The organism is Halomonas huangheensis (assembly GCF_001431725.1).
Classification (GTDB): Bacteria; Pseudomonadota; Gammaproteobacteria; order Pseudomonadales; family Halomonadaceae; genus Halomonas; species Halomonas huangheensis.
This window is the reverse complement of record NZ_CP013106.1, coordinates 2,047,240-2,070,996: the sequence shown is the minus strand read 5'-3', so window position 1 is coordinate 2,070,996 and position 23,757 is coordinate 2,047,240. Positions and strand designations below refer to the sequence as shown.

Below are 23,757 nucleotides of genomic sequence, written 5' to 3'. Positions count from 1 at the left end.
CAGGAATCTAGCTGACGGAGTCGTCATGAAAGGAATTCGTCCCCGCTCTCGCCTGGTTGCGCTTGAGCCTCGACTGCTGTTTGACGGTGCCGCGGCTGCGGCGGTAGATCAGGACCATGGCTCCGACGACAACCAGCAGGATGGTGATCGTCATGTCGAAGCCAATACGGCCAGTGAGGCGAAGACAGCGGATAATGCCAACCGTGCCCAGAAGCATCTGGTGGTGGTGGATGCGCGGCTGGACCCAGCTCAGCGACAGACCATCATCGACAACACTTCGCCCGACGCCGCCCTGCTGGTAGTCGATGCTGGTGATAATGGTATCGACTCCATTACCTCGGCACTGGCCGGCATGGACGGTGTGCAGAGTGTCGAGATCTTCAGCCATGGTGCCGAAGGACAGTTTCAGCTGGGCACCAGCTACGTCAGTGGCGATACCCTGCCGCAACTCGAACAGCAATTGGGGCAATGGCGCGATGCCTTGACCGCCGATGCCGACCTGCTGCTCTACGGCTGCCAGGTGGGCGACGGCACGACTGGCCAGCAACTGGTCGACAGCCTCGCCGATGCCACTGGCGCTGATGTCGCCGCCTCCAATGATGATACCGGTGAAGCACGCTTCGGTGGCGACTGGCAGTTGGAAACCACTCGCGGCGATATCGACCAACAAACCGGCACTGACCTCGACGGTCTGGCGACCATGAATGGCCTATTGCCTGCTGCTCCGACGGTTTCGCTGGGCGCAACCAGCCAGGAAGTGCCGCTGGGCGAGAGTTTCGAGTTCACGGTCAGCTTCAGTAATACATCCACTGAAGTCGGCTACGCGCCCTTTATCCATCTCTATGTACCAACCACCGGCAAGGACGGCGCTGGAGCTGAAATCGACGATGGCATCACCGTCACCTCGGCCAACTATGTCGGTGGTGATCTACCCATTACGACCATCACCTTCGATGACAACGGCCAGGCGGAACACCCGGTTGCCAAGGACTCCAACGGCAATGCGGTGATCATCAATGCCGCCGATTATGGCTACCGACCCGGCGATACGCTGGTCGTCGTCGAGATTCCTTTCGCCAGCTTTGGTCCCGATCAACCGGCGATCGACGTGACCTTTACTGCCACGCTGAGTGACCTAGCCGATACCTCAGCCACTGATGGTTCTCCCAATCTGGATATCACCGCCATCGGCGGCTTCGAGTTGGGCCACGACTCCCTCGACAACCCCCAGGACGACCCCAGCATCATTGGCACCAATCCAGCGGTCATTACCGTCACGCCGACGGTAATTGAAGTCGATCAGACCCTCAACATGACCGAGGACGAGACCGCCACCGGTGAAAACTACACTCACAGCTTGACGACCACCATTCGACCTGCGGGCATTGATCCCAATACCCAGGCGCTCACCAACGTGGTGATTACCCAACCGGTGCCGACCAATGTTCAGGTCACCAACATCGATCCCGGCAACGGCACCCTGACCTCGATCACACTGGCCAGCGGCCAGGTGGTTACCAACCCGGGTGTGATCGAGACAATGATCAACCGGGACGATGTGTTCATCACCGAATATACGGTCGAATACGCCACTCTTACGGGTGCTGAATCAAGCACCATAGAATTCTATGTCCCGGAACAGGATGCCGACGGCAACCCGATTCTCGATCCGGACACCGGCGATGACGTCACCATCACCTTCGATGCCCCCACCGGGTCTGGCGATTGGGATCCTATCGATGATCGTGACGAACCCGATGGCGGTGGCACCGTCGATTTCAGTGGAACCGGTGAGCCGATCAGCTTTACCGCCAAGTCCATCGCGTTGCACAAGACAGCGACGATCATCACCGACACCGGCACGACAGGCCTGACGCCAGGCGATACCCTCGAGTACCAGCTTGAAATGACGCTGTCGGATTATTTCGCCTTCGGCAACGACACTCAGGACCAGGGACAGTTCCTGATCACCGACACCGTCAGTAACGGCCAAACGGTGGAAGGCACGCCGACCATGACGGTGAGTTTCTCCGATAGAGACGGTAATACGCAGCAGAATGTCACTGTCGATCTCGTCTACACCGAAACCGACAACGGCGATGGCACCACCACGCTGGTGTTTGATATTGCTGCCTCCATGCAGCAGGCGTTTCCCGACCAGCCCTGGCTGGCCGGTGACGCCTCGCTCGACAACACCATTGATGGCACCGCTACCCGCGCCAGCATTGCCTACACCACCACCATCGACGACGAATATGCCACCGACGTTGACCATCCCGCGCTCAACGAGGGCGACAGCGTCAGCAATAGCGCTGAGGTCAGCGCCGATATCCTGATCGACGAGAACAACACCACGGGTTTCGATGAAAGCGACAACTCCAACACCGAAACCACTGTGCCCACCAGCAACGTCGATATCGAGATCCCCAGCGGCGATACCGAGCTTTCGCCCGGCGAGGAAGTGACCTTCACCGTCAGCTATGAGCTGATTACCGGCGATCACGAAAACTTCCAGCTGATCGTCTATCTGCCGCTGCCGCTGCTGGATACCTCGGGTATCGACTGGAGCGAGGGTGATGGCCCTGGAACCTGGGCGATCAATGCCGCCAACACCCACGAGGGCGAGATCACCAATGTCGAAAGCGGGCCAGGCAACTCGCTGATCTTCACCTTCGCTGACCTTGATGCCGCCGACCCCAGCACCATCGCCATTGACTTCACCATGACAGTGGGCGACCAACCCTTCGCCGACCAACGCTCGCTGGATGTGCTGGCCCAGTCGCGTCAGACCACCACTATCGAGCAGACGCTACTGGTCAGTGAAGATGTGGTTCGTGTGCAGTCGGTGGCCGAGCCGGTCGTCGATATTACGCATGGTGTAGTCAGTTCCGATAACGGCACCGTGACCGGCACCGATGGCAACTGGGCAGATCCCGGCTCTACCGGTGACCCTCATACTGGTGCCGTCACCGACCCCAGCGTGGGAGATGGCAATGTCAGCGACATCGATGCCGGCGACACCTTGCGCCTGGCAACGATTCTCAAGAACAGCGGTGGCGGCGGTGCCTACGATGTCACCACCACCGTGGACCTGCCCGATGATCTGACCTTTGTCGGCGACAGTCTGGACGCCGCCAATCTGATCCTCTCCCGTGGCGACGGCACTGTGCTGACGGAAGGTACTGATTATGAAGTCAACGGCAATACCATTACCCTGCTCGATGCCGATAACACCGCCACACTGCTGGCAGGACGTGAAGGAACCGCCAACGACACCAGCGGCCTCAACGTTATCGTTATCACCTATGACGTGCAGGTAGTTGCCGCCGTTGCCGCCAGCCGTACCATGGGCAGCACCGCGACGCTGACCAACTATGCCAGCGTCAATGATGGGGAAGACTTTACTCCCAACGATCTCAGCGATGATGCCAACCAACAGGTCGCCGCACCCGAGGTCAGCATCGGCTTCGCCGATGGTGGGATCAGCGAAGATGATTCCAGCGAAGGCCATACCACAGGCACCAACCTGGTGGTCGGCGAGAGCATGGACTACGACATCGTCGTTACCCTGCCCGAGGGCTCTACGCAGGAACTCAACATCAATGACCTGCTGCCGCCGGGCATGTCGGTCGACACCACGTTCAATACTGACCAGGGTTACGAACTGATCCTGTCTCAAGCAGGAAGCGGTGCACTGGGTGCAGATTTCGCCGGAGATGTCACGGTTGGCAGTTTCGACCCGGCCACCGGCACCATCATTTTCAGTAGCAGTGTCGCCAACGCAGACAATGACATCACCAACAACAGCTTTGTCATCCGCCTGCGCCTGATTGCCGATAACGTGCAAGGCAATCAGCAAGGCACGGCTCAGGCCAATGATGTCGAGCTGAGCTACTCCGACCCGGATGGCGATGAGGTCAACGGTGATACCGCCGTTATCCGTGATGTTTCCCATGATGACGCCAATCCCACCATCACCATTGTCGAGCCGACGGTGACCATCGACCAGGCACTGACGGTTCCCGTCGATCCGGGTTTTGGTATCGATGAAGGCGATGCGGTCGAGTTCACCATCACCCTCGATAACAGCTCCGGCACCGATGCCTTCGATCTGTCGGTGCTCGCCGACCTACCCGCACAGCTCGAAGGTCTGGATATCGTCAGTGTCAGCGGTAGCGCCGCAGATGGCGACTTCCAGATCATCGATGGTCAACTGGTGTCCATGGATGGCGCCAATATCGACCTGGCGGATGGCGAGAATATCGTCATTACCATTAGTGGCACGGTCACCGCCGATGCTCCGGATGCGGTCAACTTGATCAGCGATGCTTCGGTGCAATGGACCAGCCTCAATGACGAGGTCACCACCAGTGCCGGTACCGAGCGTACCGGGGTGGATGGTGAGCTCAACAGCGGTGTGCTCAACGATTACCAGACCAGCAACGTACTGGAAATTCCGGTTGCAGCCGCCATCCAGTTATCGCGAATTGGCGGCCTCGATGATACCAACGCCGCAGATCCGACAGATGGCCCCAGTGAGGATGTCGCTGTCGGTGAGATCATTCGCTACCGCGCCACGGTGTTGATTCCAGAGGGCGACCTCGATAACTACGAATTGCGCGTTACGTTGCCCGATGGCCTGAGTTTCATCGATGACCCCAGCACCATCACCCTGGCGCTGATCTCCGACAGCGGCATCGGGACGTCGATAGGCCTTGGTGGAGAGCAGGTCTCCGGCAACGAAGACTCTGACCAAGCCCAACTGATCTCTGGTGACAACTGGCTAACCGAGGCCATTGCGGCGGGTATTGTGACTTTCGATGGCCAGGATGTGGTGTTCTCGTTGGGCAACCTGAGCAACACTGATGGCAACGATGCAGACCTCGAAGGCTTCAGCATCGAATTCAATGTCCGCGTCAATAACATCGACACCAACCAGGCTGGCCAACAGCTGGCTGTAACCGCCAGCGACTCCGTCAACGGCCAGGCACGCAGTGAGAGCGAAACCCTTACTGAAACCATCGTCGAGCCCGGCTTTACCGGTCTCGATAAAAGCGTGGTCGATTTCGATCCCGGCGTCGGCAACGCTACCGGCAATGCCACGGTAGACATCAGCTTCTCTCAGAACGGCACGGCCCCCGCCTACGATGTAACGCTGACCGACGCCTTCCCCGATGGCAGCAACTACACCGTCAATACCATCACCATTGGTGGCGACAGTTATGCGCCTGACTCCCTGCCGCCGGGCGTTACCCTGACCACAGACGCAGATGGCATCAGCCTCGCCTTCGAGCAGCTCAATCCGGATACTGAAGTGACGGTGAACTATAGCGTCGATGTGCCCAACGACGCGGTCGTCGCCGAAGCCGATGCTCAGGCGACCCTGACCTGGTCGAGCCTACCCGAAGACTTCGCCGGTTATGGTGATAGCGCGGTCGGAGCAGATGGCACCGCCGACGGCGAGCGTGACAGTAGTGATGGCAGCGGTGGCCTCAACGACTACATCCTCAGCGAGGGTGCAGGCCTCGGCATTATCGAAGGCACCTTGTGGGATGACACCAACAATGCCAACGGCAGCCAGGATGCTGGCGAAGCCGGCTTTACCGACCGTACCGTGACCCTGGCCTGGGCCGGCAATGACGGCGTATTCGGCAATGACGACGACGGCGAGTTCACCATTCAGACCGGTGCCGATGGCAGCTATCAATTTGGGGTGTTGCCAACCGGCCTCTATCGCATCATCGCTGACAACGAATTCACCGACGCTGATGCGGATGAGGTTCGCGCGCGTTACGACACCGATGGCGGTACCTACGGCGATGGCAGCCTTGCCGATATCAGCGTGAACCTGGCCGAAGGCGCTACTGGCCCGGCGAATATCGGCTATGTGCAGCTCAACGAAGCCCCGGTCAATGAAGGCGTGGATAGCGCCACGGCAACTGGGGATGAAGACACCGTCATCGATATCGATGGTCTGTCGATCAGCGACCCCGATGCCCGTGACCCGGCCAGTCAGGCAGGAGCCAACAACCATCAGGTTGTGCTGGAAGTGACTCAAGGCACGCTCGATATCACCGATGTCGGCGATGCAACGGTCACCGGCAGTGGCACCGCTACGCTGACCATTACCGGCAGCGTGGCCCAGATCAATGCCGCCCTCGATAGCCTCACCTATCAGGGCAATCTGAACTTCAACGGCGAAGATACCCTGACCATCACCACCAGCGATCAGGGCAACTTTGGTGATCATCCAGATGCCAGTGAAGGCAATGGCATCCCCGGGGAAACCGCTGATGCGCTGACCGATGTCGATAGCCTGACCATCACCGTCAATGCCGTCAATGACGACCCCGTGGCCAACGACGACACCGGCATCGCCGTCGAGGCCGGCGGTACCGACAACAACCAGGTCGGTGTCGATCCCAATGGTTTCCTGCTCAACAACGATACCGATGTCGATATCGCCACCAACGGCGATGTTCTGACCGTCACCCAGGTAGGCGTCGATGCCGATAGCCTGCAGTTGGTCGACGGCGACCCCAGCGTACCAACCGAGATCGCTGGCCTGTACGGCACGCTGATTGTCGGCAGCGATGGTTTCGCCCAGTACATCGTTGACAACGACAATCCCGACGTCCAGGCGCTACGCTTGTCTTCCGACACCTTGCAGGAAAACTTTGTCTACGAGATTGCCGATCTGGAGGGCGTCACCGCTCAAGCCGCCATCAGCGTCACCATTCAGGGCGCCAATGACACCCCGATAGCCGAGGACGACACAGGCACTGCCATTGAAGCCGGCGGCGTCAACAATGCCACTGGCGGCCAGAATGCCAACGGCAATGTGCTGGATAACGACACCGATGTCGACGCCTTCGACGAGACCAAGGTCGTCAACGGCATCCGCAGCGGTGACGAGGATGCCACCGGCCCGTTCTTCAATGTCAGTACCGGCACCACCAGTGGCGACGGTACCAGCATCGTTGGTCAATACGGCACCTTGACCATGGGTGCCGATGGCAGCTACGAGTATGTGATCGACAACGACAATGTCGATGTGCAACGCCTCACCAATGGCGAATCCCTCAGTGAAACCTTCAGCTATGCCGTGGTCGATGCTGGCGGGTTGTTGGATATCGCCAATCTAACCATCACCATCGATGGTAACCAGGACAACCCGCTCGCCACCGATAACACCACCGATGCCCAGGCGCCATCTACCGATGGTAGTACCCCAGCGGTCAACGGTAGCGGTAATCTGATCAGTGATGATGATGGCGACGGTGTCGATGAAGATGTCGATGCCATCGACCGCCCCAACACCAATCTCACGGTCAATGGTATCCGTACCGGCACCGAAGATGCCGGAGGGGCACTCACTGACGTAGCTGCCAGCACAGATGTCATCGGTACCTACGGCACACTGACCGTCAATCCCGATGGCAGTTATGAATATGTCGTGGACGGCGACAATGCTGATGTCCAGGCGCTGGCTGCTGGCGAAACCATTTCCGAAACCTTTACTTACCAGTTGGTCGATACGGCGGACAATACCGACCTCGCACAGCTGGTGGTGACCATCACCGGCGCCAATGATCCGCCCGTCCCGGTCGATGATACGGCCACTGCCATCGAGGCTGGCGGTATCGACAACGGCACGGCTGGCGTCGACCCAACCGGTAATGTGCTCGACAATGACACGGATATTGACGGCCAGCCCCTGGAAGTCAGCGAGTTTGCCCAAGACACCACCACGGCCACTGCAGGAAGCTCGCTCACCGGCAGCTACGGTACCCTGACCATCAATGCCGATGGCAGCTACAGCTATGTGCTGGATAACGACAACCCGGATGTTCAGGCACTGCGTACATCAGGTGACCAACTCAATGAGGTGTTCACCTACACCGCCCTTGATCCGCTGGGTGCCGAAACCAGTGCCTCGTTGACCATCACCATCGAAGGCCGCAACGATACCCCGGAAGCCACTGACGATACCGCAACTGCGGTCGAGGCAGGCGGAGTCGATAATACGATTCCCGGCACAGACCCAAGCGGCAATGTGCTTGACAACGACACGGACGTGGACGGTGCCGACTATGGGGAGACACAGACCGTAGTCAGTGTCAGCCAGGGTGGCAATAGCGCCCCCGCCGGCCAGACCCTCCAGGGCCAATATGGCAGCCTGGTCATCAATGACGACGGCAGCTATCAATATGACGTCGACAACGATAACCCGGCAGTAGAAGCACTACGTACCGCGGGACAGACACTCACCGAGAACTTCGACTACATCATCAGCGATACCGATGGAGACACCGCTTCAGCGGTGCTGACCATCACCATCCAGGGGGCCAACGACACCCCGATCGCCAATGACGATGACACCACTGCCGTGGAGGCCGGCGGCATTGATAACGGCACTGCAGGTGTCGACCCTTCCGGCAATGTGCTCGACAACGACACTGATATCGACGGTATTGACTACGGTGAAACCAAAACCGTAGTCAGTGTCAGTCAGGGGGCCAACAGTGCCCTCGCCGGGCAGACCATTCAGGGCCAATACGGCACGCTGGTCATCAACGATGACGGTAGCTATCAATATACCGTCGACAACGATAATCCGACCGTTCAAGCCCTACGCACTGCGGGAGAGACCCTGACCGAGAGCTTCGACTATGAGATGCGCGATACCGCCGGGGATACTTCAACCGCCCTTCTAACGATCGTCATCCAGGGGGCCAACGATACGCCGGTGGCCGAGAATGACACCGCCACCGCCGTCGAGGCTGGCGGTATCGACAATGCCACTCCGGGGACTGATCCGGCCGGCAATGTGCTCGACAACGATACCGATGTTGATGACGGAGACACCAAGGCAGTCAATGGCATTCGTACCGGCAGCGAAGCAGCTGGCGGTGACTTCACTGGCGTGTCCGGCAGCACCGAAATTGCCGGTCAATACGGCACCTTGACCATCAATGCCGACGGTAGCTTCACCTACGCCATCGACAACAGCCTCGATGCCGTGCAGCAGTTGGTGGAAGGAGAATCACTGACCGAGACCTTCAGCTATCGCATGCTGGATACCATCGGCGCTACCGACGTCGCACAGTTGACCCTGACCATCGAAGGCGCCTGGGACGCGCCGGTAGCTGACAATGATCTGGCCTACGCCGTTGCAGAGAATCCCAACGGCACCGGTAGCAATCCCGATGGCAACGTGCTGGATAACGATACCGATGTCGACGGTAATGACAGTCTGTCAGTGGGGGCTGTCCGCGCTGGACAAGAATCTGCTGGCGGTCCTCTGCTGGCAGTTCCGCCGGGAGGACTCAGCCTGGCCGGCCAGTACGGTATGCTGACCATCAACCCCGATGGCAGCTATCTGTACGAAGTCGACAATACCAACCCCACCGTCATCGCCCTGGATGCTACCGATTTTCTCAACGATTACTTCACCTATGAAGCCGTGGACCAGGGTGGTCTGGTCGACACTGCCCAGCTACGAGTCATCATTCGCGGGGGCAATGATACGCCCATCGCTGGTGACGACACCGGCTCGGCCATTGAAGCCGGCGGTCTGGATAACGCCAGTCCAGGTGAGAACGCCACCGGCAATGTGCTGGATAACGATGAGGACCCCGATGATGATGTCGGCCCGGCACCCGGAGGCCCTAACCTTGAAGTCATCAGCATCCGCACCGGTAGCGCCGATGGCACAGGTACTGCGGGAACGGTTGGCGAGTATCTTGAGGGCGAATATGGGCGCCTGATTCTCGGTAGTGACGGCGAGTATATCTACGAGGTCGATGACAGCAATCCCGAGGTTCAGGCCCTGCGCCAGAGCGGCCAGACGTTGATGGATGTCTTTACTTACACCATGGATGATCGCTGGGGAGCAGAGGCCAGCGCCGAGTTGAGCATTACCATTGATGGCCGTAACGATACCCCGACTGCCAATGACGATGATGCTGTCGCCGTCGAGGCCGGTGGAATCAATAACGGCACGGCAGGAACCGACCCGACCGGTAACGTGCTCGATAACGACACCGATGTCGACGGCGTTGACTACGGTGAAACGAAAACCGTAGTCAGTGTCAGCCAGGGTGGCAGCAGCGCCCTCGCCGGCCAGACCTTCCAGGGCCGCTACGGCACGCTGCTCATCAATGATGACGGCAGTTATCAATATGAGGTCGACAACGACAACCCGACCGTACAGGCCCTGCGCACTGCGGGCCAGACGCTGACCGAGCGCTTCGACTATGTGATGCGCGATACCGCCGGGGATACCTCAACCGCACGTTTAACGATCGTCATCCAGGGCGCCAATGATACTCCGGTGGCCAATGATGACACCGCCACTGCCGTCGAGGCCGGTGGAAGCGACAACAGTACTCCGGGGACGGACCCGACCGGCAATGTGCTCGATAATGACAGTGATGTCGATGGGCCGAACCGAGGTGAGACCACTACTGTTATCGACGTCAGCCAGGGCGCCAGCAGCGTTCAGCCAGGTCAGAACCTGACGGGACAGTACGGAACCCTGGTGCTCAATGCCGACGGCAGCTATCGCTACGAGGTCGATAACGACAACCCCGATGTACAGGCGCTACGTACTGCGGGACAGACCCTTACCGAGAACTTCAACTACATCATTAGTGACACCGCTGGTGACACCACTTCAGCAGTGCTGAGCATTCTCATTCAGGGAGCCAATGACACCCCGATTGCCAATGACGATGGAACCACTGCCGTCGAGGCCGGCGGCATCGATAACGGTACTCCGGGTGTCGACCCCACCGGCAACGTGCTCGACAACGACACCGATGTCGATGGCACCGAGTACGGCGAAAGCAAGACTGTGGTCAGTTTCCGCCAGGGAGACAACACGGCTGGCGCTGGTCAGACACTTCAGGGTCGCTACGGCACTCTGATCATCAACGCCGACGGCAGCTACCGCTACGAGGTCAATAACGACGATCCGACAGTACAGGCGCTGCGTACCGCTGGCGAGACGTTGACCGAGCGCTTCGACTATGTGATGCGCGACACCGCTGGGGATACCTCCAGCGCTCGACTGACCATTGTCCTCGAAGGGGCCAATGACAACCCGGTGGCACGTGATGACAGCAATGTCGCTTCGGATCAGACCCCTGCTCCCCAGGCTACCGGCAATGTGCTGCCCAACGACAGCGATGTCGATGGCGGCGACAGTCGTGAGGTTATCGATGTACGGCCGATAGATGACGATGCGGTCACCGCCGCCGGACAGTCTCTTGACGGGCGCTATGGCACCCTGATTCTCAACACCGATGGCAGCTACGAATATGTCATCGACATGAGCAACAGCGAGGTGCTGCAGGCAGCGGGACGCGGAGCGATTCTGCAGGATGTGTTTGTCTACCGCATCGGCGATCTCGCGGGCGCTCCTGCTACCGCCAATCTGACCATCTCCCTCGATATCGCCGCCCCCTACATCCCAACAGCCGGCGACGCAGATCCCTATTATCAGGGCTCATCACCCCTGGGCTCCCGCCCCGGGCTGAATCTCGGCTTCGAGCCGATCGTCTACATCACGCCTGAGGTCGAGCTGAACAATATCGAGATAACCAACTATCTACGTCTCAGCGATAGCGGAAACCCCTGGTTGGTGCGCCCGCTGGAGCCCATGACGCTGGTCGGTGCCGATCTCGGCAAGGTCGGTGGCCAATTCGTGGGACAGATGGTCGCCGTCAGCCAGGCCTTCCATGAGCAGGACCAATTGATACTGCTTGGGCGCCATGGGCGCACCAGCCTATCGGCCGACGGCCTACTGCCGGACCCATCGATCGAGGCCGCCACACGCAGCACTATGCTGGAAGGCTTCCGACCCAATGAAGATGCTGGTGTTGATGACGGGCCAGCAACAGCCTCCAACACGGATGATCGTCAAGCATTACCCACGGACGGTGCGGTACGCACCGAACAACAACAGGCAGACAATGCTGATATTCCAGAATGGAGCACGGTGGAAGAGGTAGAGCCTCCCGTCGCGCTCGGTTTCCGTCAGCAATTGCAGACCTCGAATCTTCGTATCGCCCCTTTGACACTGGAGTCTGATTCATGACCTCTGCTACCCCCTCACTGCGTCTGGCTCGTTTCCCGGTTACCGCGTTGGGGGCAGCCATTGCTGCCAGCCTGACACTCAGCGCCTGCTCCAGCCTGGAAATCAATCCGTATACCGAGGAGGAGGTTCGCCAACGCGCCATCAGTGACCAGGCGAAGATGTACACGGCACAAGAACCGATCGCTCACCCGATCACCTTCTACGAGGCGGCAGCACGCGCGCTGAAGTACAACCTCGACTACCGGCTCAAGCTGATGGAGAGCGCGCTGGCATCAGACCTGCGAGATGTGTCACGACATGAACTGTTGCCGCAGCTGGTCGCCGACGCGGGCTACAGCGACCGCAGCAACGACTCCGGGGGTACATCGATCGGCATCGAGGATGGCGAAGAGAGTCTGCGCCCCTCTACCTCGGAGGAACGCTATCGCACCACAGCAGGGCTGGAGTTGAGCTGGAGCCTACTCGATTTCGGCCTGGCCTATTACGAGAACCAGCAGAAGGCCGACCAGATGCTGATGGCCGAGGAACGCCGTCGCAAGGTCGCCCAGAACGTACTACGGGATGTGCGCAATGCCTATTGGCGCGCGCTGGCTGCCCAGCAGTTGATTCCGCAGCTCAATGTGCTGCTGGCACGCACACAGGTGGCACTGGACGCATCACGTGAAGCCCAGCGCCAGGGACTGCTGCCGCGTCAGGAATTACTGGCTTACCAGCGCGCGCTGCTGGACTCGACCTCACTACTGACCGCACGTCGCCAGGATCTCGAGCTCGCCCAATCAGAGCTTGCCGCGCTGATGTCGCTGCCACCAGGCACGCGTCTGGAACTGGCCGATATGCCGGAGCCGGAACTGCCCCCGGAAGTTCGTGATATCGAACGACTCGAACAGATCGCCCTCGAGCAGCGCCCCGAGATCATGGAGGAATGGTATCGCCAACGCGTCAACCAGACCGACCTTGAAGCTGCCAAGCTGCGCCTATGGCCCAATATCACCGTCAGCGCTGGCCTTGAGTACGATTCCAACGACTACCTGTACAACAACGACTGGGCGCAGAGCGGCGTCAACGTCTCGCTCAACCTACTGCGCCTGCTGCAGTATCCGGACCTCAACGACGCCCAGCAGACCCAATCGGATGTCGATGAGCTGCGCCGCACAGCCTTGTCGATGGCAGTACTGACACAGGTGCGCGTCGGGGCTCTGCGCTACCACCTGGCCCTCGAGGAGCTCAAGTACGCCGACGAAAGTCTCGAAGTCGACGAGGATCTGCTCGACTATTCCAGGGCTGCCGCCTCGACCTCGATCGGCTCGGAGCTGGAGGTCATCCGCGCCCAGAGTCGCTACCTGCTGTCGCAGTACTCCCGCGAAGCCGCCTATTCCCGCGCCCAGGCGGCATGGGGACGACTGTTCAATTCGGTGGGTGTCGATGTCATGCCCGACACCATAGAAGACCATAGCGTGCAGGCCCTTGCCTCCGCGTTGGAAAGCTCGATGAACATCCACGAAACACAGGGCATCATTGCTTCGCACCCGAGCGGCAACGCTGACGGCTCCTACGGCGCGCCCCTGAAGCGTGTCGAACCGCAAACACCTGCAACCACTACGACTCCTGCCAGCCAACCTGCGGTACAGGGAGGTGGCAATGCTCAGTAACCCACAACCTCATGGGTTTCTGTCACAGTTGGCAGCGGTTGTCGCCATTTCATCGCTGCCATTCAGTGTTCTGGCACAGCAGCAGGAGGTGCCTCCTGCTGCCAACGCTGAAAAGCAGCGCCAGATCGAACAAGTACGCGAATCCCCCGAATCCCTGCGCCTGCGGGTTCTGCTCGCGCCTCAACAGGAAGCGACGCTCTCGAGCCGTATGGATGGCACCCTGGAGGAGCTGCCCGTCAACCTCGGTGATACGGTCAGTGAGGGCGACGTGCTGGCACGCTTCGACTGCCGCATACAGCAGGCGCGAGTCAATGCTGCCAGCACCGAAGTCTCGGTGGCACGCCTCAACCTTGATGCCAAGCGCAGTTTGAGACGACTTGATGCGGTTGGCGATCATGAAGTGGTTGTCGCCCAGGCCGAGGTCGAAAAGTCTCAGAGTGCCCTCAACCTGTCGTCGGTCGAACGTGATCAATGTACGCTGTCAGCGCCTTTTGATGCCCGCATTGCACGGGTACACGTCAAGGCGTATCAGACCATGAGTGCCGGCACCCCGATCGTCGATCTGGTCGGCGATGGTGCTCTCAAGGTGCGTCTCAATGCGCCCTCGGTACTGTTGCCGAAACTCCAGGTTGGCCAGGCGCTCGAGGTAACGGTCAATGAAACTGAACAGACCTATACCGCCACCCTGAGTGCCATCAGCGCACGCATCGACGCCGTGGCGCAGACAGTCGCACTGGAAGCCAGGCTGGATAGCGCGCATGAAGAATTGAGGCCGGGAATGACCGGCAGTGCCAGAATGTTGTTTGAAGACACTGTCGCGGCCTCCGAGTAGAACATGAGTGCACATGAACAACCCAGTCCGGCATCGCTGGCTCCGCTGCTGACGGCGTTGCGTGATCGCGCCATGGCCGCCGAATCCTCGGCGGCTCTGGCGTTCTCCATCGCCAACGACCCCTACCCGCTGCTGCGCTTTCGGCAGGCCGTGGTGCTGAACACCTCTGGCCGAGACATTCAGGTCGCTTGCGTGTCAGGTCTTGCTACGCCGCGCGAACAAACGCCGTATCTACAGTGGCTGAAACGTGCAGGACGTTGGCTGGAAACTCAACAGCTCGATAGCCAACAGCCCGATCCTCAACTACCGCGTAGCGCACCACGGGTGCTGTCACGCGAACAACTCGAACTACCCGACGACATCGCCGACGGTTGGGCGCAGTGGTGGCCATCCGTGCTCTGGTGTGTCCCGCTCCACGCGCGAGACGGCCAACGCCTGGGGCTCGCGATCTTTCTACTTGACCAGGCCCCTCCCCAGGCGCTGCGCGAACAGATGCCTGGACTCGCCAACTGTTGGGCTTTCTGCTGGCAGGCATTGGAGCCACAACGCAAGAAGTGGCGCATCCCCGGAAATCGGATTGCCTGGTTGATACTGATCGCCGTCGTGGCGGCCATGTTCATTCCGGTGCGCCAATCGGCTCTGGCCCCGGCACAGATCATTTCTCACGAGAGCAGGCTCGTCACCAGTCCGCTGGATGGCGTAGTTGCCGAAATGCTGGTCGCCCCCAACCAGACTGTCAGCGCGGGAACTCCCTTGTTCCGACTGGACACCACCAGCCTCGAAAGCCGTTCGGAGGTGTTGCGCCAACAACTTGCGGTAGCCGACGCCGAACTCAGCGCCGCCAGCAGCCTCGCCTTTGACGATGCCTCGAGCCTTGCCGAGCTCACCCGCCTGCGTGGCCAACGCGGGCAACGCCAGGCCGAACTCGAGGCCGTGGAGGCCGAACTGGCACGCACCCTGGTACGCGCACCAGTCGCCGGTGTTGCCATCTATCGTGATGAGGACGACTGGCAGGGCCGCCCGGTGACTACCGGCGAGCGTATCCTGCAGCTGGCCGACCCCGGGCAACCAGAAATCGAGGTGCAACTGGCCGTCGCCGATGCCATCGCCCTCGAGCCTGGTGGCGAGGTCACCCTGTTCCTGACCGCCTACCCCCTTGAGCCAATCAAGGGCGTAATCACCGAGACCAACTACCAGGCAAGGCCGGACGACAATGGTGTCTCCGCCTACCGGCTGGTGGCCAGCGTCGAGGATGATGCCGCGCACGCTCGACTGGGCCTCTACGGCACGGCCAGACTGTATGGTGAACAGGTCAGCCTCGGCTACTACTTGATGCGTCGACCAATCTCCGCAATACGTGCCTGGACGGGATGGTGAGACCTGCTTGATGAGACCTGCTTGATGAGACCTGCTTGATGAGAACTGCTTGATGAGAACTGCTTGATGAGAACTACATGATCAGCATGTCACAGTCCGATGCGTCCCAGCATAGCGAAGCGGACCCGCGTACTCAGCAACCAGTGCCGCCACTGCGTGACGACCTGCATCTGGTCGAAGTTGCCCATGAGCGTGATGGTGAGCCGGCCTGGTGCATCGAGGACCCGGTCACCAATCGCTTCTTTCGGATTGGCTGGCTGGAGTTCGAGATCCTGCGGCGCTGGGGACAAAGCCCCGAGCGCATCTGTCATCAGATCCAGGCCCAGACTGCCCTGGAGCCGGATGTCGATCAGATTCTCTCGATGGTCGAGTTTCTCGACACGCATCATCTGCTGCGTCCGGATATCGCCACCGTCGACCGCTTTGCCGCCCAGGCGAACGAGCGTTCACCATGGCTCAAGGCAAGCTGGTGGCTGCACAACTATCTGTTCTTCCGGTTGCCGCTGGTGCGTCCACAGCATGCGCTGCGAGGCATGGCACGTGCCCTTCCCTGGCTTTTTACCCGTGCCTGCGTGGTGTCGGTACTGCTGCTGGGCCTGCTCGGCATCCTGCTGGTGGTCCAACGCTGGGATCGCTTCACCCACGCCGTGGTCGAGGCCTTCTCGCTGTCGGGGCTGGTCAGCTTTGCCTGCGCATTGGTGGTGGCCAAGTCGCTGCATGAGCTCGGTCATGCGCTGGTGGCAACACGCCTTGGGGTCAAGGTTGCGCATATGGGCGTCGCCTTTATCGTGCTGTGGCCGATGCTCTACACCGATACCGGCGAAAGCTGGAAACTCAAGGGCTCACGGCAGCGACTGGCGATCTCATCGGCCGGCATACTGACCGAACTGGCGCTGGCCGGGCTCGCCACGCTCGGCTGGGTGATGACTCAGCCGGGGGCACTCAATAGCGCCCTGCTGTATCTCGCTACCACCAGCTGGGTATTGTCGCTGGCGCTCAACTCCAGCCCTTTCATGCGCTTCGACGGCTACTTCATCCTTACCGATGTACTGGATTTTCCCAACCTGCACGAACGTGCTGGCGGGCAGGCACGGTGCTGGCTGCGTCGCAACCTGCTGGGACTGGATGAAAGCTGGCCAGAACCCTTCTCACGCTCACACCGGCGCGCCCTTGTGCTGTTTGCCTTCGCCACCTGGCTATATCGTCTGGTGCTGTTTCTGGGGATTGCCGTGGCTGTCTATGCCCTGTTCTTCAAGGCTCTGGGAATCATCCTGTTTGTCGTCGAGATCCTGTGGTTCATCGTGCGTCCAGTCACCCAGGAACTCTCGCATTGGTGGTCTCAGCGCCAAGCGGTTCCCGGTCGCTTCCGCCTTGCCTGGCTGCTCGTTGCCATGGGCCTGGCCGCTCTGCTGTTCATTCCCTGGCAGACCAGCGTCGGAGGCCCTGGCGTGATCCACTCCGCCCGAGCCATCACCTACTACGCGCCCATGCCGGCAAAACTCGAGCGCCGCCATGACGACGGAAAGGTCGACAAGGGAGCCGCACTCGTCAGCCTTGTCGAACCGGATATCGGCCTCGACCTTGCGGCACAACAGGTCGAGCTCGACAATATCGATGCCCAATTGACCGGGCTGCTGGCCAACCCCAAGGGCGAGGCTCAACTTAGTGCCGCCCAGGCCCGGCGACTGCTCAGTCTCAGCAACATCGAAGCCCACCAGCGCGAAATCACCCGCCTGCATCTCTCAGCGCCCTTTGCCGGCAGCTGGCAACGCATCAACGAACAGCTATTGCCGGGCCAGTGGTTGAGCCCACGAGAACCATTGGGCGTACTGATCGACCCCGAACATTGGGTAGTGGAAGGATATATCGACCAGCAGGACGTGCATCGCCTGGAAGTTGGCAGCCCAGTCCGTTTCTTCATCGAGGGACAGACAACACCGCTGCAAGGTGAACTGGTGCGTATCGCTCCATCTCGCACCCGCATTCTGAATCAAGCCATGTTGGCTGAGCGTCACGGCGGAGTGCTCAAGACACAGCAGGACAGCGGCGGTAATGGTGAACCCTTGCAGTTGGAACAACCGTTGTTCGCCGTGCAGGCGCGCATTGACAGCCCATGGCCTGAAACACGAGAAGCCCGAGGTCGCCTGCACGTCGACGCCGAACGCCAGAGTCTGGCCGCCCGCCTCGGCACCTGGATCGCTGCCGTCGCAGTACGCGAGAGTGGTTTTTGATAGCGGGCCATTCATTTTATCGCGGGAATTGCCACAGCAGAGTTTGCCGCGCCATGCATCAGCTCTGCATAATTGCCGTTGCCTGGGCATAATGTTCCGGTTCTTCCCACATGCATGGCGTCATGCGAAGGGAAAGCGCTGACGGTATCCAGTGACTGTCAGCCATCGCATTGATGGGCAATGGCGAAATAGTCTTCGCGCCGGGTACGAAATAGCTGAAAGAGTGAAGGAAGAGTGAAGAAACAGTAGTAATAGAGCAGTGGTAATAGAACAGTAGAACCGTCGCAGCATAATCCTGCGCAACTGTGCCGCACCTATAGCTGACGCGCACGGTGCTGAGGATACGGAATGGATCTCCGCAAATGGTGAAGGGAGCGCGGCATGAAAGAATTCAACCTGTTGGACAATATCCTCGAGTCCTTCGACGTCACCCTGACCCAGGATGAACGTCTGCTGCAGTTGCAACTGCCGGGCAGCGATTTCATTCCCCACCGACTGGTCGGCGAAGAGCGCCTTTCACGGCCCTCCACCTATACCCTCGACTGCATTTCCCAGAACGGTGACATCGAACTCAAGACACTGATGGCCCAGCCTGCCGAATTGTCCCTTCGCCAGGCCAACGGTAGCTATCGCCGAGTTTCCGGGCTGGTGGAGTCAGCGTCGCTTCTCGGCGAAGATGGTGGCGTCTTTTATTATCAGCTCACCCTTGTGCCGTGGCTGGCAATGCTCAAGCTGGGCCGCGACAGCCGTATCTTCCAGGACCGCAATGTCGTCGATATTCTCGAGGACGTTTTCGAGCAGCATGCTTCCTCCATGGGCAAAAGCACGGTGCAATGGCGTTTCGACCTACGCCGCGAATACCCGGCTCGCAGCTATTGCGTGCAGTACCGTGAGAGCGACTTCAACTTCATCAACCGGTTGGCCGAGCAGGAAGGCATCTTCTGGTTTGCCGAATATGCTGGCGAAGACGATGACTTCTCCGGTCATCGTATTGTCTTCACCGACGATCCCGAGGCCTGCGCTGCCGTAGCCCCTCAAACCATTCGCTTTCACCGCCAGGACGCCACCGAGAGCGAGGACTCGATTACTCAATGGAGCGGCGTTCGTCGGCAGCAACCCACCCGCGTTAGCCTCGGCACCTTTGACTACAAACAACCAGACCTGGAAAAGCGCACCGGCATGGAGACCGTCCGCGATCAGGGTAACCTGCCGAGCATGGAGGTCTACGACTACCCCGGCGAGTACTATTACCTTGATCATGATCGCGGCGAACACCTGACCCTCAACCGTCTTGAAGCACTGGAATCTCAGGCCAAACGCTTCCACGGTTCCGGCGGCGCACGTCAATTGCAGGCGGGTCAATGGTTCGAGCTCAGCCAGCACGCCCGTCATGCCTCGGGTATCAACAACAGAAGCGACGAGAGCGAGCGTCAATTCCTGGTGTTGAGCCTCAGAGTTCATGCCGAGAACGCGCTACCGGTGTCTGCTCACCTCAAGACACTGCCCGGCAGCCTGCAGGCGAGTATTGAAGCTGCGCGACGAGCCCATGGCCTGCTGGATGACCAACAGGCGGATAGTCACCGTCACAAGGACTATCAGCAGGCAGGCACCGGCCTTTACCTGGTGGACTTCGAAGCGCAGCGTCTCAGCCAGCCTTATCGCTCCTCTCTTGACCACCCTCGCCCCGTCATCGGCGGCCCCCAGACAGCCACCGTTGTCGGCCCCGAGAACGAGGAGATCCACACTGACCACCTCAACCGGGTCAAGATTCAGTTCCACTGGGACCGCCTCGGCGAACGTAACGACCACACCAGCTGTTGGATACGTGTTGCTCAACCCAACGCGGGCGGCCGCTGGGGCGGCGTGTTCGTACCACGTATTGGGCAGGAAGCGATTGTTGACTGGCTGGAAGGTGATCCGGATCGCCCGATCATCACCGGTCGAGTCTACAACGGCGATCAGACGCCCGAATGGCACAGCAATGGCCTGCTGTCGGGCTTCAAGACCAAGACCTATCGCGGTGGCAAGTTCAATGAACTGGTGTTCGATGATGCCACCGACCAGGAGCGCGTGCGTCTCAGTTCCGAGCACAGCAAGAGCCAGCTCAACCTCGGCTACCTGATCGACCAACAGGGCAATACCCGTGGCGCCTTCCGCGGCACCGGTTTCGAACTGCGCTCCGATGCCTATGGCGCGGTACGCGCCAATCAAGGCCTATTGCTGACCAGTTGGGGCCAGATTGGAGCCAACGGCGAGCAGCTCGACATGACCCCGGCCTGGCAGCAATTACAGAGCGCCTGGCAGCTATCCGATAGCCTCAGCGACAGCGCCACCAGCCACAATGCCGAGCCCCTCGATGCCCGCACCAACCTCAAGCAGGCACAAGAAGACGCTCAGGGCCGCTATGGTTCGGCTGAAAGCACTTCCTCCTTTGACGACAGCAGCGCAAGCACTGCCAGTCAGGGCGGCAAGGGTGAAGCCGCAAAGCTTGAGGCTCCCTGGTTGCATGCTGCCTCCCCGGCAGGTATCGCACTGAGCACACCGGAATCCACCCACCTCGCGCAGGGTGATTCACTGAGCGTGACCAGCGGTCGCGATATCAATCTCGCCACCGGCAGGAGCCTGGTCGCCACCCTGTCCGAGAAGCTGTCGATGTTCGTACAGCGCGCCGGCATCAAACTGTTCGCCGCCCAGGGCAAGGTCGAGATGCAGGCGCAGAGCGACAATATGGAGCTGACCGCCGAGAAGGACGTCAAGATCACCTCCACCGAGAAGAGCATCGACCTCGCCGCCGCCGAGGAAATCCTGCTGGTCTGTGCAGGCGCCTATGTAAGGATCAAAGGCGGTGATATCGAAGTTCACGCCCCGGGCAAGATCGACGTCAAAGGCTCACAGCATCAGTTTGGTGGGCCGACAGCCATGAGTGCCCCACTGGTCAATCTACCCGACAATCCGCCACTGTGGCTGGAATTCGAGCACCTTGATGGTGACCTTCAGCCTATCCCGCATACCCCCTACCGAGCGGTATTGAGTGATAACACTGTCCGGGAAGGCACACTGGACGACCAGGGCTTTGCACGCCTGGAAAATGTACCGCCCGGCCGTGCAGAGGTCCGCTACCTGGATCAGCCAAGTTTCCAGGACAAGTCTCGTGAGCCTATCGACAACCTGTCCAGCCAGTTGGATCGCATCCTGAGAGGGCCTAAGCGTGGCTGATGATAGCGAACTGGCAGGACTGGTCGGCAACATCGTCTTTACTGGCCTGTACGAACATCTCAGCGAAGCCGTACAAGGGGTTGAGTCATGCCGTGATGTTATTCGCCATACCCTGACACAGCATGGTGCGGGCTTACCCAGGCAAACTCGATTGATCCAGGAACTGCAATGGGTAACGGAAACCCTGCAGAGCGAAATGGATTCAACAGCATCTGACTCTCAGTTGGCTGGCGATGCTTGCTTGGGGCTGATTCCAGTTGTCGACCAGCTCCAGGATACTCGTGACTTGTTTGCCCATTGTCGGCTGGTACATCACGATACCGAAGATCCCGAAGCCTGGGTAACATTAGCGCTGACACTGGTAGGCCTGTCTACGATCCTGGCGTCTCCCGCCAAGGGAATACTGAAACTTGCCGTCATCCATACACAGGGCAAATCCAACGTTGGGAATGCTGTCGCTGATGGGACTCGCTCCATCGCCAGCTTCATCGCCGCACCCAATAGCCAGTCATTGATGGGGCCAGTCAATCCTTCCCTTGCCATACGGCGCGCTGCCGATGCCATTGACCTGCTCAAGGCAGAGCTATCGATCAGCAGGGTGCTGGAGACCTTTGATGCATGGCTGACACAAGTCGAGGACATTCGACTGTGGGCCAACAAGCAGATGACCCCTTTCATGCATCAGTGGTGGGACGCTCATCTGATGATGGCCCGTTCCGTACGCGCGCTAGCCCCAACGAAACTCACGGACTCCAGCGCTGCCACCATGGCGACACTGGAGGGCATCAAGGCCGCCCTTCTGCGAATGGCGGATCAACTGGATGAGACACTTGCCGGAACCTTCGGCAATGTGTCACCTGACACATTCCGTGAACGTCACCGTGAGTCAATAGCTAACCTGTCAGCCAACCTCAAGTGCATTCTGGGAGAGTTGTCCACATGACGGAAATCAACACAAGCCAGGATGGCCTGGTCGGTAACACTGTTTATATCGGCCTGTACGACAAGCTCGAAGAAGCAGCGCAAAGCGAGGAAGCTGCTGATGCAGTGATTCACCGAACCCTGGAAGAGCACGCGGCCGAATTACCCAGGGAATCCGAGGATCTGGAGGAAGATGTTTCGATCTGGAGCCTCCAGTGGATAATGGAAACCCTGCAAGGCGACTTCAATCCCAACATGACAGTGGGACAGATCGCAGCCAATGCTGCGCTGGGAATGATTCCAGTCGTTGATCAGCTACTGGACGTTCGGGATGTTGTCGCCAACTGCAAGGAACTGCGCCAGGACACCTCCAATCAGGCTGCCTGGCTTGCGTTAATGCTGACATTGGTAGGCTTGATCCCAATCCTTGGCTCAGCCGTCAAGGGTGTACTGAAAATCGCCTTCCTCTATGTTCGCCATGGTACAGGCATTGGCCAAGCCATCGGTCGCGCGGTTCCCGCAATTGCCAGCTTCATACACGCCGATAAGGTGCAGCGTCTGGTTGGCAGAATCGACCTTGCCGGCATACTCAACCGTGCCGCCAACTCCATCGACGAAGTCAAGCAGATGCTCTCTGTTGACGTGTTGATGCGCCAGTTGACCAGCGCACTGGAAGAGATCGAGAAAGTTCGCAGCAGATTCTCATGGCTACTGACAGCTGCTATGGCGAACTGGCTGGATGAGGCATTAGATGTTGTACGGCGTATCCAAGGACAGGCCAGACCTCAGATGGAAAGCGCCATGGGGCCACTGGACGACATGTTGGACAATATCCAGGCTTCTCTCCGGCACGAAGCTGACAGGATGCATCCCAACTTCAATGCCCATGCAGGTACTCGTGCAGTTCATCCGCTCGACCATACGTTGAACACACCAGATCCTGCTATTATCCGGCGCATGACCAATGCCCAGAAGGGCCTATTTGGCGAAATCATCTCCGACCGCCATATGGCGGATCGCGGCTTTACCAACCTGCTGCCGGAAGACCGGCAAGTGCGTTCATTGGCTGATCGGCCAAGGGGCCGTGGTATTGATGGTGTCTACCAGAACACCAACCCTCCGCCGCCTTATGTTGTAACGGAGACCAAGTTCCGCACCACCGGCCCCGATGGAAAGAGCCGCTATATTGATGGTGATGGTACAGTTAGTGATCGATTGCTGCCTATGACCAAAGGCTCAGGAAAGCAGATGAGTGATGAGTGGGTTCGAGCCCGATTGCCAGATGCGCTGGATCGTGGAATGGGGGATGAAGTCGCACTATCTGGCTATGAAAAATGGTTAATGATGGTGGATGAATCAGGCCAAGTGATTGGGATTTCAAAGCTGGATGACGCCGCCAATTCGATTGGCTCTATCCCGATTCTATAA

General features: G+C 59.3%; 8 protein-coding genes. All 8 read left to right on the top strand.

The window, feature by feature from the left end; all coding sequences use genetic code 11:
* The first annotated feature begins 25 nt into the window (after positions 1-25).
* The 8 genes from AR456_RS09210 to AR456_RS09175 all read left to right on the top strand — a co-directional run bounded on the left by AR456_RS09210 (position 26) and on the right by AR456_RS09175 (position 23,757).
* Positions 26-12,103, top strand: coding sequence for a VCBS domain-containing protein (locus AR456_RS09210; RefSeq protein ID WP_021817697.1), 12,078 nt, complete (start codon positions 26-28; stop codon positions 12,101-12,103).
* A complete protein-coding gene (locus tag AR456_RS09205; RefSeq protein WP_021817698.1) occupies positions 12,100-13,752 on the top strand; it encodes a TolC family protein in 1,653 nt (550 codons plus the stop codon). Before AR456_RS09210 ends, AR456_RS09205 begins: the two co-directional genes overlap by 4 nt.
* Positions 13,742-14,584 carry an efflux RND transporter periplasmic adaptor subunit gene (locus tag AR456_RS09200; protein ID WP_021817699.1) on the top strand — a complete coding sequence of 281 codons (843 nt, stop codon included), beginning with the start codon at positions 13,742-13,744 and terminating at the stop codon, positions 14,582-14,584. The genes AR456_RS09205 and AR456_RS09200 overlap by 11 nt, the downstream gene beginning before the upstream one ends.
* Positions 14,585-14,587: 3 nt before the next feature.
* Positions 14,588-15,961: an efflux RND transporter periplasmic adaptor subunit gene (locus AR456_RS09195; protein WP_021817700.1), complete on the top strand. Its 1,374-nt coding sequence runs from the start codon at positions 14,588-14,590 to the stop codon at positions 15,959-15,961.
* Between the two features lie 77 nt (positions 15,962-16,038).
* Complete coding sequence (locus tag AR456_RS09190; protein WP_021817701.1) at positions 16,039-18,192, top strand: site-2 protease family protein; 2,154 nt, start codon at positions 16,039-16,041, stop codon at positions 18,190-18,192.
* A 381-nt stretch (positions 18,193-18,573) separates the two neighbouring features.
* Positions 18,574-21,408, top strand: a complete 2,835-nt coding sequence (locus tag AR456_RS09185) for a type VI secretion system Vgr family protein (RefSeq protein ID WP_021817702.1) — start codon at positions 18,574-18,576, stop codon at positions 21,406-21,408.
* Positions 21,401-22,351 carry a hypothetical protein gene (locus AR456_RS09180; RefSeq protein ID WP_021817703.1) on the top strand — a complete coding sequence of 317 codons (951 nt, stop codon included), beginning with the start codon at positions 21,401-21,403 and terminating at the stop codon, positions 22,349-22,351. Before AR456_RS09185 ends, AR456_RS09180 begins: the two co-directional genes overlap by 8 nt.
* A complete protein-coding gene (locus AR456_RS09175; RefSeq protein ID WP_021817704.1) occupies positions 22,348-23,757 on the top strand; it encodes a hypothetical protein in 1,410 nt (469 codons plus the stop codon). Before AR456_RS09180 ends, AR456_RS09175 begins: the two co-directional genes overlap by 4 nt.